The sequence below is a fragment of the Microcoleus sp. T2B6 genome (genome assembly GCF_036700475.1).
Classification (GTDB): Bacteria; Cyanobacteriota; Cyanobacteriia; order Cyanobacteriales; family Microcoleaceae; genus Microcoleus.
In genome coordinates, this window is record NZ_JAUBOZ010000026.1 from 17,761 (window position 1) to 30,851 (window position 13,091).

Genomic DNA, 13,091 nt, shown 5'->3' on the forward strand with positions numbered 1-13,091 from the left:
ATTAATATAAAAGCTTTCGCCAAACGTTTAAATTAATTGAAGATCTATACTATTTATTACATCGACTATGAAATGAAGGATTGTTAATTGTTGAAGGGAGAAACGATCACAAACCAAGGTAATGTTTGTATCACAGTTTAAATAAAAAATAGCTTATTAGGCTTGTACCTGACTCAAATTTTCCAAAAAGTCCTGCACAACTAGATCCGGTTGTTCGCTGCATCGGGTAGGATCGTAATGTTTGACAAGACAGATGCCCGAATCTCTCAAAAGTTGATCGCACATTTCATCTTCTGTTGCGTTTGGATGGGATGATGCACGGTCAATTTTCAGTATCCCTAGCTTGTTTTGGTGGAAGATCAGAAAGTCAGCTTGTTGGTTTTGTCTCCCTGCGGGTGTTGCGAGTCGCAGTTGGGAGTTGGGGATGAAGAGGGTGGAAGTGCGATCGAGTATTTCGGCAATTTTCACTTGTGCGTCGGAGTGAAGGCGAAAACCATTCCAGTTAATTTCGTTTTCAGAGTAAGCCTGAGTTTCCTGATTGTGTTCATCTTCAATATCTGTGAATTCTTCAGATGATGCTGTGTTGTCATCCGGTGCGATCGATCCTTTGTAGTCAGCTTGAGACAAATCTGTTTCAATGAAGTTAGCAACTACTCTAGCTCCATTTAAGTTCGCACCACTTAGATTTGCACCGCTGAGGTTAACTTCGATCGTCAAATTTCGCTGTAAATTCACTTTGTGTCGTCGCGTGTATCGTTTTAAGACTGACTGAATATTATCTTTTTTGACTTTCTCTCCAAAGGCTTCAGATAGTTGTTTCCAGAGCTTAGCACCAGCATCTTTGATATAATCTGAGTCATAGCCTGCGCTTTTAGCAATTTCTATATAAGACAGTCCATCCCAAGATTGCCGAAACACTAGCTCTTGAACTTTATTGAGACTTTCGTAGTCTAGTACACTTTCTACAAGTGTTATTGCTTCCTCAACTGTCATTTGTTAAACTCCCTAAACAATGAAACGTTCATGTTGGCGTAACAGTTAGCGACACCCCTATAGATGAAATCCATCGTCAGATATAGATTTTACTGCAATTAGTCAAGAATATTACTTTTTTATTACTTTTTTATTACTTTTTTATTACTTTTCCCACTGTTAAAGCTCATATAGATTCGTTATGGTGTTAATAATTTAAACGAGGAAAGTTCCATGATTGCTGTAGTTGACCCAATTAGTCTCATGGTTATTGGTTCTGTTGTTGGAGCTATAGCTGGTGGTGTGCGGGGTGCGGCAAAAGACACTAAAGATCCTGTTAAAGGAGCTTTGAAAGGAGCTGCAACAGGTGCTATTATTGGGGGTACTTGCGGATTAGCAGGTCAGCAGCCTCCCAAGCAGTCCTAGATATAGTCTTTGGGATTGCGTTAAATACTTGTAGCTAATCACACTATGGAGGTTTTATGATCGCGATAATTGACCCTATTACCGCTACTATAGTCCTCTCTGCCATAGCAGGAGCAGTAGTTGGACAGAAAGGCAAGAACATTATTGATGGATTAGGTGCAGCTAACACTGCTACTAATTTTGAAAAAGGGGTGGAATCTTTAGAAAGAGAAAGCACTAAAGATCGGTAAAATCATTGATTGATTATGTTAGAATTCCCAATTATTTGATTGGGGATTCTGTATTCTATATTAAAAATTTTTAACAATAAAGATAATTGCGATCGCTAGTGCGATCGCTCAACTATTAACTACTTCCAAACCCGTATCTTTAGCTACTTGTTGCGCTACAATTTCCTCCAAAGTAGCAACTCTCTCCCACTCAGACTCTATTGGCTCAAACTGACAGTAGCAAAGGATGATTTCATCCCAATCGCAGTCTTCGCCAACAGCAGGATAGCACTGTACTTTTGCGACTAACCAGTCGCTTTGGCGGTGGTAAATTTCTCCGTCTGCGAAACGTTTAGACTCTCCCAAGCGATCGCCAATTTTAGGGAGAGTTCGGTTTCTGGAATAATCCATCTCTTCGTGCAGCAAGTAAGTGCCCGAACCTATTGCATCAAGCCTTTTTTCCCATCCACTCTGAGCACCGTCAGTGCGGTAAATCTTCAGTGTTGGCTTGCTTTTAAGCGAGTTAATCTTGGTGGTCATACCACAACTCCTGAAAGTAAATCTCTTCTCCTACAAACTCGCAGTCTACCTTCAAAACAGGATCGTTATTAGGAATAAATCTCTGGTAATCCCAGCCGTATTTTTTAGCCATTTCCGCGCATTTATCTGGATCGGTCGCCGGTTTTGTAAATCGCTTTTTCTTGGAAGGGTAAGTTTCGGACATTTTACCACCCTGGAATTGAACGCCGCAGCTTAATTATACCGCCTTTTCTTTAGACGATCGCAACTGTCTAGTATTAAATAAAATTAAATTAGTGAAACAAAAAGGAGCGATCGCCTTTCAGCAAACACGCCAAATAATTACGATCGCCCTTTTTCATCTCAACATTCTCTGACAAAGGGCGATCGAGCTTTTTGAAGTGCGATCGCTCCCACGTCGTTTACCACATAAACAGTTCTTTGTCAACATAAACATATTTCCCCAAAACCGTCAGCGGCATCATCTCCCCGCTGCCAAGTAAATCAATTGAAACCCCATCTCGAATCAATATTTTAAACAATTCCTCGTCATCTTTTATCAAACTAGCATCTAATTCAATAACTTGACCTTCTTCCCTCATTACCTCCAACAAATCCGAAGTAGATACCTGAAATATTTCCTGATTATTACACCGCGCCGTCCAGCAATTGCCGTAACTGCCCGTAGCTTCAATATCAGATATTTCCCATTGCTTTAAGAGATAATTTTTGTCTAAATACTCAAGAATTTTTGCAACTCTCAATTCCAGTTTTTCTTCGGCTTCGCAGCAAAGAGTCACAGCCCATTTTTGACCGATATTAGAAGTAATAGCCAACTTTTCACATTCCATAATGCTTCCGGGATTCTACTTCTAGTAGAACTTCACTCTTCAGACTCAGACTCAAAATCCACGCGATCGTAAATATCACCTAACCGCATCTCAAACTCCACACAACTCAATCTCAACACCGCATCAGCACCATCATACTCAGACAAAACCCACTTATTATCATCCGTCTTAACAAACTGTTCGACGTGCATCTCGTATTGATCGATCAAAACATACTCTCGAAAAGTAGGAATCGTGCGAAAAAGTTTAAACTTGCCACCTCTGTCATAATCCGCCGTCGATTCCGATAAAACCTCAGCCACCATCACCGCATTAGTAATCGTATCTTTCCTAGCCTCCGCAAACTCCAACTTCCCCGCAACCAACATCACATCAGGATAAGTACAAACTTGCTTCTGCGGTATCCACAAACGCAAACCTAAAGCAAATAAATGATAATCTCTCTGTTTTTTCAAAGCGAAGTTCAAAGGAGCAATCAAATTACCTACTATCAGGTTGTGATTGGCGGAATCAAGCGCCATTGGTAATATTTTACCGCTATGATATTCACTTTTATACTCTGCTGCCTCTTCTAATTCAAAATACTCCAATGGAGAGTAATAAGGCTGTGCTTTCTCGATTGCTTCGCGTATTTCTGTTAAGGCCGTCATAGTAAATCCTCGGACGATCGTACTTACAATTATATAGCATATGACCTGTGTATGTAGTACCTATAATCTGATGGCAAGTAAGGTGCGTCGCTATCTAGAATCTGCAAGTTATATCGAAAATATCGCAGCGACGCACCCTACGAATTAGCTACTACGACCAAAGAAACCGGGTTTTTTCCCGAATCTGCGTCCTACAACGAAGTATTTCGTAAAAAACCCGGTTTCTGAGCCTCCATGAATCGAAACTACAGCTCACAAATCCTCATCTTGTGTTTCCATTACCTCTCCTTCAAACTCAAAACCCCGCTCCATACCATCAAAATACTTGTCAAAATTAGGCTTGATCCACAGTGCAGCTTCCCCGTGCCCCAACTCCACAGCTTTATCAATTACCTCCTTCCAATCCCTCAAAGAAAATCCCGTCGCTTCCATCGTCTTGAAACAATCCCAAACAAACTTTGGCACCGATACCGGCGACACCGCATATCTCAACAATTCCTGTGCACCTTCTGGCAAAATAATCAGATTTCTGGCAACTACGATCGTACCTATATCTTCTTCCCTTTCCCCCTGCCAATTCACTTCGCCATTTAAAACATAACCCCAAGGTTTAAGAAAATTGTCGATCAGATACTGCAACCATTCGACATAATCATAAAACTTTTCTACACCGCTCCATTTAATCCCGCCGCCGTCAGCAGTAGGAATCCACTTACACCACAATCCGGGCTGAGTCTTCGGCGGGCGGTTGTAATCGACAACGGAAACTTCCGAATCTTCATCCCATTTTTCATTCACAAAATAGCAGCCTTCTTCGCCCACAGGCAAACCAACTGCTTCTCTTGCCGAATCGGGAATACTTTGCAAAATAGCAGGATTTCGCTTCATCCGTCTAGTCCGAGAAAACTCCAATAAGTAAATAGCTTCGCTGTCTAATAACCGTTTGTTTAAATGAAATATTCCGTCAAATGTTGTAGTGTATCCCATGATTTCGACCTATTTATAAATGTAGGGTGTCGAAGTCCAACTCAGAAGAAAGTTTATTGTTTGTGGAACGGGCTTCTAGCCCGTTGCTGACATTGGTGCAAAATGTGATTTTCATATATTTCACTATTCTGAAGAACGGGCAAGATGCCCGTTCCACAAGAATATTGAGTCTTTGGGGAACGCCTTCCAACCCTACTTAGTCTTGTCCAAACTCCGCGACTCCAACCAAATAGGAATTGCAATCCAAGCAACTGCTAACAGCAAAGCAAATACCGCAAATTGAGCAGCCCAAGCTACCAATTTCTCTAAAGACACAACTTGTCCCAAGAAGTAGGATAAACTCACCATTACAGATGCCCAGCTTGCAGCACCCAGAACATTGAACAGCGAAAATTTCCAAAAAGGCATTTCTGCAATACCCGCTAGGGGGCTAGCAAAAATTCGCAGCAGTGCAATGAAACGACCCAAAAATACGGCTTTAGCTGCATTTTTGCTAAACTGTTCTTTTAAGTCAAACAGTTGTTCTTCTCGAAAGCGGAAAAATTGTCCCAGCTTCAGCAGGAGTGGCCAGCCGCCGTACCTGCCGATCGCATAACCAAAATTTCCCCCCACAGTCGCACCCGCGATCGCACTGCCGAGCACAAACCAGTAATTCAGTTCCCCACTGCCAGCTAAAAACCCGCCAGCAATCGTAATAGTCTCGCCTGGAAGAGGAACTCCCAGATTTTCCAGCAAAATTCCCAGAAATACTGCCCAGTAGCCGTAATCGCGCGCAAACTGCTGAATAGTCTCTAACGATAAAAACTCAAAAGACATTCGATACTGCCTTCGTAAACTTTTGCAAAGCTCAATACATTTATATATTGGCTCGATTCAGCCAATAGTGCAATCTTTCGCTGTGATGAAAAACACACTGTTGTCGCGATCGCTGGCCCCACTAAAAATTAGCCTTTCAGGCATACTAGAGGAATAGGTGCGATTCGTTGAAACGTGAATCACGGTGAAAGTCCGTACATAGCGTTTCCAGCCACAAGGCTGAACTCTCGGACTGATAAGGGTGCAAGTCCCTTCTACCAGACTCAGGTATGACTCCCTATCTGCCCACACCGACCAAGCTCGATTCTTGGAGAGTGAAGCTGGGAACAGGACGCAATCAGACATCTAATGTGAGGTGACACTGGCGTTAATGGGGAGTTCCAATGGTGAAATAGAGCCTATAAAAGTAACTTATCTGGGAGCGGGACACAGACCAATCTCCCGACTCTACTGGAGTTTTATACCCGCCGAATATCTGTTCAATATCGGCAAGAGTCTAGGGTATCCAGCAGTTAAATTGGCTACACCTAAAGGAACAATTAATCTAACCGAGGGAACGAAGAAAAACGAACTGAGGGTCAAGGGGAAGTCGAACCCCGAGTAGGCTAGACGAGCAGCGGAACCCCCTTAGTTCGGGTAGGACAGACCGTAATTGGTCTGAGGTGTTCAGAATACACAAACTGGAGCAGAGCATGATTAGGCACAACAGAAATGTTAGTGAATCTTGGAAGACATTACCGTGGAAGAAATTCCGCCGTAATTTATTCCGCCTACAAAAGCGCGTGTACAAAGCGATTCAGGTTGGAGACAAGCAGAAAGCGAAGTCCCTTCAAAAGCTAATTCTGAAATCTACGGCTGCAAGAATGTTGGCAATACGTCAAGTAACTCAATTAAATGCTGGCAAAAAGACTGCGGGAATCGATGGAAAAGCCTCACTCACATTTGAGGAAAGGTTTGCTCTGGGTGAAGAACTCAGAGCCAAAAGTAACAACTGGAAACACCAGAAGTTACGTTCAATACCAATCCCTAAAAAGGATGGGAGCACCCGCCTCCTTAAGATACCGACTATCGCCGATAGAGCGTGGCAATGCCTCGCAAAATACGCGCTAGAGCCAGCACACGAAGCAACTTTCCACGCCCAGAGTTATGGGTTTAGAACAGGAAGGTCGGCGCACGACGCGCAGAAAAAACTGTTTCACAATCTACGCTCTAACAGCTACGGAATAGAAAAACGGGTTATTGAACTCGATATCGAAAAATGCTTTGACAGGATAAACCACACCAGCATAATGGAACGACTCATCGCCCCAAGAGGCATCAAGACCGGAATACTCCGCTGTCTAAAATCAGGAGTCAATCCAGAATTTCCCGAACAAGGAACCCCGCAAGGGGGCGTGGTAAGTCCATTACTAGCCAATATTGCTCTCAATGGGATTGAGGAAATACACCAATCAGTTCGCTATGCGGATGATATGGTAATAATTCTGAAACCTAAAGATGATGCGAAGGCAATACTTGATAAAATCAGCGAATTTCTGGCAGAACGAGGTATGAAGGTTAGTGAAAAGAAAACAAAGCTAACGGCTACGACAGATGGGTTTGACTTCCTCGGTTGGCATTTTAAAGTGCAAAACAACGGGAAATTTAGATGCGTTCCATCAGCGGACAATTTTAAAACGTTCCGTCAGAAGGTAAAACACATCGTCAATAACTCGAATTATGGAGCCACGCTCAAGGCTGAGAAATTAGCCCCTGTGGTTAGAGGCTGGAGAAATTACCACCGCTACTGTAAATTGGATGGGTCACGGTTCTCACTGTGGTTCATCAAAAATAGAGCCTTCAAGGTATTCAACAAGGAAGTAAAACAGAATCGCTATACTGTCGAGAAGTTGATAGAAAAAGCGTTCCCGGCGATCCCCCACTCCGAAAACAAATTTGTCAATGTCAAAGGAGAGAAATCACCCTACGACGGAGATATAGCCTACTGGAGTGAGCGTAACAGCAAACTCTATAACGGCGAAACCTCTAAAGCTTTAAAACGGCAAAACCATAAATGTGGAAAATGTGGCTTAAAAATGCTAGGCGATGAAAAGGTACATCTGCATCATGTAGATGGTTGCCATAGTAATTGGAAAATAAATAACCTTCTAGCGGTTCACGAAAGCTGCCACAATTATCTCCACATGAGCAAAGGCGCAAGCCAAGAACATCGGGAGCTGGGTGCGAGGAAACTAGCACGCCCAGATCTAACTGAGAGGGGCGGGGAATAATATCCCCCCTCGACTCAACCAGAATTGTTGCGGTTGCGTTCCGCGCGATCGCTAGCCAGTTTCCTACTAAATTTATCACAACGGCTCTCCCCACCGATTCCCACAAGGGCGATCGCCAATCCTAAAACATACGCTGAAATCCCCTGAGTCTCTCAAGAGAGTCAGCAACTAAACTAACTTATTCATACTTTACGATCGTAGGATAACTGCTATGGAATCTCCCAACTTCAACCCACCCATCGTCCTTCAACCTCACAACTGCCTCGACTCCCAAGCCGGCTGCCTCCTCCAGCAACAGCTAGCCGAGATTGTGCCCGATCGCCACAAACTCTGGGTAATAGACATGGCCGCCGTAGATTTCATCGACAGTTCCGGGCTGTGTGCCTTAGTCGGCGGACTCAACGCCGCCCGCCACCGGGGATGCCGCCTCGTCATCTGCAACCTCTCAGCAACAGTCAGGCTAATATTTGAAATTACTCAACTCGACCAACTCTTTGAAATCTTCGACAGTTTCGAGCAAGTTATCTCCACTGAAACTCCGGCTTTAGTGGCTTGATTAAAATTAGCTGCCCAGTTCAAATCTCAAGTTTCCAAGAGGCTTCCAGCAACCGCAGAGCTAATTTCAATATCATAAATAGGTTGATTTGTCAAGCAATACCAATGACAAACAAATAAATCCGGCACTTGAACGCCGACAGAAGCGATCGCAGGTGCAGCCGGAAAAGGCCAAAGTCGATCGAAACAAATCCTTTCCCCTACAAACCCGAACTGCATCAAATAAGTCGCCGGCGGCGCATTTAAAAGATTTAGCAAGCCGTAAGCCAACTCATACAACTGCTGTCGCCAAACATCCGACAAATGCACCGGTTGAGAGTAACTCAACTCGCCAGACTGCTTAGAAGGTTCCCCACCGATCACCTCAGCATACAGTGGGCCCTTTGCCGTCAACACCACAGGCAGCCAAAAATTGCCACCGCCGACGGGAAAAAGCAACTCCTGGGACACTCGATCGCGCGCCGCCGAAACATTGCTACAAAATCGAAACACATCTTGAGCAGGAAAAACCAGATTTTCTGGCACATCCAGCGTCAAAGGACAAAAGATCGCCCCACCCGGAGCGATCGCGCCAGAATGGAGTTCAGAAACCCCACAGATATTGACTTCAGTTAAAGGATCAGATTGAGCGATCGCCGCCTTGAGACTTGGGGCCGGATCTTTCTCACCACCCGCCACAATCAAAACCTTAGACATTGCCAAAGCTCGGCATTTGAATGCCCCGATCGTCCGTTTCATCGACGCTCGGCAGATCCAAGCCCTTAGCCTTGCGGCTCCGCACAGCGAGACGGTAAGTTACGCTTTGCAACTCAGTGTGCAACTGGCGGTTTTCCTTTTGCAATTGCTCCAACTTTTCCTTAATCGGATCGAGCCGCTCGGCAAACTTCTGGCGGTAAACCCCCGGCAATTCCTGAACCACCTGTTCTAGCATCCGAGAGCGATCCGTCAATTCTTGCACCGACTGCCGCAGTTGGTAAACCTCAGCATCCCGTTCGGCGATTTGTTCCTGATAAAAACTCACCTGTTCTTCAACAGCTTGGAGTTGTTCCCGCATTGCCTGCATTTGAGCTTGGTGGCGATCGGAAACTTCCGGCGCTGGCACAAAACTCGAATTTCCCTTCACCAGCCGGAAAAGTTCTTGAGACAACTGCTGCACCAATTGGTCGCGCATTTGCAGCTCTTCGGTGAGACGAGATACCTCTGATTGCAGTTCTTTTGAGCTTACAAGTTTAGTTTGATTCATAAAAATGCTCCTCGGTAAGTGGGAAAATCAGAGGCTTGAGCCCTGAGAGGTAAACGACACGGGCGGTTTCAATATATTCGACGGAGTTTATCCTGAGCGAAGCCGAAGGGCGAGCGTGACCACAGGCTTGAATCCGCTTTCCCCTCCGGCGAGGGGTAGAGGGGTATAATTACCCCTCTGTGGAGATATGGTTATCTCCGGCTCCCTTTCGGGGTAATGTTCGCTTCGCCAATGTTATAAGAGCTTGTTAAGCTTGCAGCACTGCCTCAGTGACCTTAAGGCTGTTTAACTACAAGCGACAGATCGGAAAACTAGCGTCGCATTCTCCGGTGTCATGACCCAAATAACGTAGACCTCTAAAGTCTTAGGCTGGTCAGTACAGCTTGCTCAATCAGTCGCGACCAAGCTCAGTCCCTTTAGGGCTGGGTTACTGACAATGACTCTCAGCTTTTACGATTGAATATAGTATATATCTGCTCTTTAGGATATCTTTCCATTAGCACAGAGGCAAGAGGCACTTGGCAATTTTTGAGCTGGTTGCGAGAGTTTGATGCTCGATCTTTACCACAACCCAGGCGATGGATCAACCGTTCGAGAGATCAACGCTCAACTCCAATCTCATTAATCGCAGCCGAAAGCACTTGACCAGCTTCGTCCACGGTGCTGCCAAAACAGATAATGCCGTCCTCGTGACCGGCCATCGCCAGAATTTTGCGCTCCGCCAAATTCTCCTCCTCAAAAAGTCTAAACATTTCTAAGGCCATCTGGGGAGTGCCGTAAGGTATTTCTTTTCTAGTAGTAGGAATCTTAAACAGCATTTGCTGCCATAGCTTAGGATTGTGGACGTGAATAATCGCGCCCACCTCCTCTCTCTGAAGGTACAGGGCCCCGTGAGTCAGGGACTCCGACGAAGCTTGTACGGGGCCCCGGCAGCCGAGGAAATTTTGTTCTAAGTTAAATTCGGTAACAGTACAGTAGAATTCTGGTCCCAGAGTTTTCAAGTGTGCAGTCTGGGTTCCCGAAATCACGAATTGGCCTGAATTGCCGAGTCTGACGCTGACGTTGCCAAACCCTATGCCATTTTCGTAGACGCCAATTAATCCCCAAGCGTGGAGCCGATCGCGCCAGTCCATCAAATCTGCTATGTTCCGGGCAGCTACAGGGTCTGCTTCTTCCCAGTCACAGCGGTACTTAACGACTCCTTCATCCATTTTTTTGTTTTATCAGACACTACTCTGACACGACAGACATGGCCCAAGCTGAGACTTAATCGAAGTTATCAAGAAGTTGTCAAACAGCTTTTTTTGCCTGCTGCCTTATGCCTCGGTGCATAAGTGCCTTAACTAATCTACATTCCAGTGTCGCCGTAATTAGCGACCGACATTAGCAAAAAGTAAGCTAGGAAAGAAGAACCAATTATTTCCAAAATCATGATTTAGCCTCTCGGTTATTACAAAAGTTCAATGTGAAAATGTACCCTTTCAGTCGGGGAGTTTGATTCTAGGCTTTTGCCCGATCGAGTTTCTGATGTGAAACTACATAACATCCCTGAATCGCTTATTGTTCTATACTACAGCATTTCTACTGAGTTTACTTCTAACTTAAGAAATATTTAAGGATAAAGTACCCTTAATCCGGTAAGTCCGGTAAAAAGCAACCGTAGATTTACTTATTTTTTATAATTGTACATATATTTAAGCAAAAAGCAAGCGGAACACAAAAATTTTTTTTTAGCCAGTCTGGGACGAACTGGCACAATCTTCGGCTGCTCTACGTTAGTCAACACCTATGTCTATCGAGCAATTTTTAGCTCCGGGGCATCCTACAACCTTAGAAACCGGGTTGAGCGTAATATCATGTCGGGTAAAATCACCGCAACGCCAGCTCGCGTCGGCGGGTTCACCAAAATCTGTAGTATTAGTATAAGTTATAGATCCCCTAAACCCGCGCCTACCTAGAGGGGGATAGTCGATCGACCGAACCTGATATAATCCTATTAACTGAGAGGTTGCACCATTCTCAATTAGTCTTTTATGAACAGGCAAGATGCCTGTTCCACAAGAAAATTTATATTTTGTGGAACAGGCATCTTGCCTGTTGCTGACAATGGTGCAAGATATCAGATTAAGAAAAAAACAAGCCGATCGAGCAGTGAGGGCCCGATCGGCTAAATTTTTCTGTGAAGCGCGATCGCCCCAGCCCTTTAAATGTGGAAGTGATACAAGATGCTGCCGTCGTCTTTAATTTCGCAATTGGCATTAAAGACTTCAGCTTGTTGGTTCAAAAAACGCTGAGCCACATCCGGCGACAGCCGCGTCTCCATCGCAAACCGCACCAGAGTGATTTCGCCCCGGCCTTCTTTGATCAGTCGGTACAAAGCACTTTGGAGCCTTTCGCTCTCTTCTCGTTGAAAAGCTGCTTTGTACCTCCAATCCGCCACCGAAGGAATCAAACCGCGGCTGACCAAAATCGCCAACAGCAAGCCAATTCCCAAAATCAGAGGCACTGTCGGATCGCTCGTGGGCGTCGCCACAATTTGTGGCACTGTAGCAGCGGCCAAACTGCTAACCATTTCTTTTTCCGACGCTTGCGTATCCGCCATTGCAAGCTGAGTTTTGTTGTAAAAGTCTTGCTGAAGCTTCATTTGCTGCAACAGGCGAGCGCGCTCTCTTTCGTATTGGTCGAGTTTTTGCTGAGCTTGTTTCAGGTCTTGAGTGACTTGTGCCAAGCGTTGGTTGAGCGACTGATTGACTGATTGCCACCGATATCTGTTAATCAGGCGGCTTTTTTCAACCATGCCCTTCATCAACATATCCGCCGTTTGGATTGCTTGCTGCTGATCGAGCGAGCGATACCCAACCACAATTTCTAGGGGTTGTTCCGCCTTAGAAATCTTGACACTAGCATTTTGTCGAACTTGCTGGGGCGAGAGCTTAACTGCATCTGCCACTGCTTTGACAACATTATCTGCTAGGAGAACCTCCGGGGTGAGTTGCTCTCCCTGCTTGAGAATTGTCGTGCCCGTGGTCGAAAATTTGACTGGCGGATTATTAGAAGTGAGAGTGCCTTGAGCCATGAATCCGGGGGGCGGGGCGAGGCGGTAGGCCAGGGCGCCTGAAATACCCATAATTACAGCAAAACTGCCTAGGGCAATCCATCTGTATTGATTTGCTGAAGATCTAAAACGTAAATTTCCCATTTTGATAGTCAAGTCATAACATTCGCTTGCCGCAGCTACTGCCAAACGCCAGAGCGATCGTTTCTTTCTGGTTAGTCCAATTGACTGCTGAAAATTTTCTCAGTTTGTACCTAAAAGCTATTAGCTTTTGAGAGTTGTCAATATTCATGAGTCCAAAAAACCGATCGCGCTTTTATTTGATCCGAGCTATAACTTCAGTTTTTGTCCTTAATAATTAATCTGTAACAAGGCTTCTGGAAGTCTACTGGCCTCAGACTAGCACTCAGGCGTGCGAGAGCCTCGCCTCCCCGTGTTTGTTGACATTCAAAACTGTCTCCTTTTCACCCTTGGCAATCCTCCAATTATCTTACGTCTTGGCGTCTTGCGGACGCGGTTGAAGAATAAAAAAAACCTT

At 44.9% G+C, this 13,091-nt stretch carries 18 protein-coding genes; 5 read left to right on the plus strand and 13 right to left on the minus strand.

Annotated features, from left to right (window positions below):
• Positions 1–156: 156 nt before the first annotated feature.
• Positions 157–993: a pentapeptide repeat-containing protein gene (locus QUA00_RS14050; protein ID WP_333410002.1), complete on the minus strand. Its 837-nt coding sequence runs from the start codon at positions 991–993 to the stop codon at positions 157–159.
• A 213-nt stretch (positions 994–1,206) separates the two neighbouring features.
• Here QUA00_RS14050 and QUA00_RS14055 point away from each other — a divergent pair, with 213 nt between their 5' ends.
• Both QUA00_RS14055 and QUA00_RS14060 read left to right on the plus strand, forming a co-directional pair.
• Positions 1,207–1,398, plus strand: a complete 192-nt coding sequence (locus tag QUA00_RS14055) for a hypothetical protein (protein ID WP_333322203.1) — start codon at positions 1,207–1,209, stop codon at positions 1,396–1,398.
• Between the two features lie 56 nt (positions 1,399–1,454).
• Complete coding sequence (locus tag QUA00_RS14060) at positions 1,455–1,628, plus strand: hypothetical protein (protein ID WP_333322205.1); 174 nt, start codon at positions 1,455–1,457, stop codon at positions 1,626–1,628.
• Positions 1,629–1,736: 108 nt separating this feature from the next.
• Here the strand turns inward: QUA00_RS14060 and QUA00_RS14065 are convergent, their stop codons facing one another.
• From QUA00_RS14065 to QUA00_RS14095, 7 genes are all read right to left on the minus strand, one after another.
• Positions 1,737–2,147: a hypothetical protein gene (locus QUA00_RS14065; RefSeq protein WP_333410003.1), complete on the minus strand. Its 411-nt coding sequence runs from the start codon at positions 2,145–2,147 to the stop codon at positions 1,737–1,739.
• Positions 2,131–2,331 carry a hypothetical protein gene (locus QUA00_RS14070; RefSeq protein ID WP_333410004.1) on the minus strand — a complete coding sequence of 67 codons (201 nt, stop codon included), beginning with the start codon at positions 2,329–2,331 and terminating at the stop codon, positions 2,131–2,133. The genes QUA00_RS14065 and QUA00_RS14070 overlap by 17 nt, the downstream gene beginning before the upstream one ends.
• A gap of 217 nt (positions 2,332–2,548) precedes the next feature.
• Positions 2,549–2,977: a hypothetical protein gene (locus tag QUA00_RS14075; protein WP_333410005.1), complete on the minus strand. Its 429-nt coding sequence runs from the start codon at positions 2,975–2,977 to the stop codon at positions 2,549–2,551.
• A 32-nt stretch (positions 2,978–3,009) separates the two neighbouring features.
• On the minus strand, positions 3,010–3,627 hold the full coding sequence (locus QUA00_RS14080) for a Uma2 family endonuclease (RefSeq protein WP_333410006.1): 618 nt from the start codon (positions 3,625–3,627) through the stop codon (positions 3,010–3,012).
• A 252-nt stretch (positions 3,628–3,879) separates the two neighbouring features.
• On the minus strand, positions 3,880–4,614 hold the full coding sequence (locus QUA00_RS14085; RefSeq protein ID WP_333410007.1) for a hypothetical protein: 735 nt from the start codon (positions 4,612–4,614) through the stop codon (positions 3,880–3,882).
• 192 nt (positions 4,615–4,806) lie between these two features.
• Positions 4,807–5,430 (minus strand): DedA family protein, encoded by a 624-nt coding sequence (locus QUA00_RS14090; RefSeq protein WP_333410008.1) that lies wholly within the window; start codon positions 5,428–5,430, stop codon positions 4,807–4,809.
• A gap of 57 nt (positions 5,431–5,487) precedes the next feature.
• Positions 5,488–5,775: a hypothetical protein gene (locus QUA00_RS14095; protein ID WP_333410009.1), complete on the minus strand. Its 288-nt coding sequence runs from the start codon at positions 5,773–5,775 to the stop codon at positions 5,488–5,490.
• Between the two features lie 347 nt (positions 5,776–6,122).
• Here QUA00_RS14095 and QUA00_RS14100 point away from each other — a divergent pair, with 347 nt between their 5' ends.
• Positions 6,123–7,700, plus strand: a complete 1,578-nt coding sequence (locus tag QUA00_RS14100; protein WP_333410010.1) for a reverse transcriptase domain-containing protein — start codon at positions 6,123–6,125, stop codon at positions 7,698–7,700.
• A 211-nt stretch (positions 7,701–7,911) separates the two neighbouring features.
• The gene (locus tag QUA00_RS14105) at positions 7,912–8,256 is read left to right on the plus strand and encodes an STAS domain-containing protein (RefSeq protein ID WP_333410011.1); all 345 of its coding nucleotides are present in this window, start codon (positions 7,912–7,914) and stop codon (positions 8,254–8,256) included.
• Positions 8,257–8,282: 26 nt separating this feature from the next.
• Here the strand turns inward: QUA00_RS14105 and QUA00_RS14110 are convergent, their stop codons facing one another.
• The 4 genes from QUA00_RS14110 to QUA00_RS14125 all read right to left on the minus strand — a co-directional run bounded on the left by QUA00_RS14110 (position 8,283) and on the right by QUA00_RS14125 (position 11,543).
• Positions 8,283–8,951: a hypothetical protein gene (locus tag QUA00_RS14110; RefSeq protein WP_333410012.1), complete on the minus strand. Its 669-nt coding sequence runs from the start codon at positions 8,949–8,951 to the stop codon at positions 8,283–8,285.
• Entirely contained in the window at positions 8,944–9,498 is a 555-nt protein-coding gene (locus QUA00_RS14115; RefSeq protein ID WP_333410013.1) for an Npun_F5560 family protein, read from the minus strand. The genes QUA00_RS14110 and QUA00_RS14115 overlap by 8 nt, the downstream gene beginning before the upstream one ends.
• A gap of 599 nt (positions 9,499–10,097) precedes the next feature.
• Positions 10,098–10,709: a class II aldolase/adducin family protein gene (locus QUA00_RS14120; RefSeq protein ID WP_333410014.1), complete on the minus strand. Its 612-nt coding sequence runs from the start codon at positions 10,707–10,709 to the stop codon at positions 10,098–10,100.
• A 564-nt stretch (positions 10,710–11,273) separates the two neighbouring features.
• Positions 11,274–11,543 (minus strand): hypothetical protein, encoded by a 270-nt coding sequence (locus QUA00_RS14125; RefSeq protein ID WP_333410015.1) that lies wholly within the window; start codon positions 11,541–11,543, stop codon positions 11,274–11,276.
• A gap of 1 nt (position 11,544) precedes the next feature.
• On the opposite strand from QUA00_RS14125, the gene QUA00_RS14130 reads away from it, so the two are divergent.
• Positions 11,545–11,742 carry a hypothetical protein gene (locus tag QUA00_RS14130; protein ID WP_333410016.1) on the plus strand — a complete coding sequence of 66 codons (198 nt, stop codon included), beginning with the start codon at positions 11,545–11,547 and terminating at the stop codon, positions 11,740–11,742.
• Here the strand turns inward: QUA00_RS14130 and QUA00_RS14135 are convergent.
• Positions 11,702–12,625 carry a hypothetical protein gene (locus tag QUA00_RS14135; RefSeq protein ID WP_333141907.1) on the minus strand — a complete coding sequence of 308 codons (924 nt, stop codon included), beginning with the start codon at positions 12,623–12,625 and terminating at the stop codon, positions 11,702–11,704. The genes QUA00_RS14130 and QUA00_RS14135 overlap by 41 nt on opposite strands.
• Between the last annotated feature and the right edge of the window lie 466 nt (positions 12,626–13,091).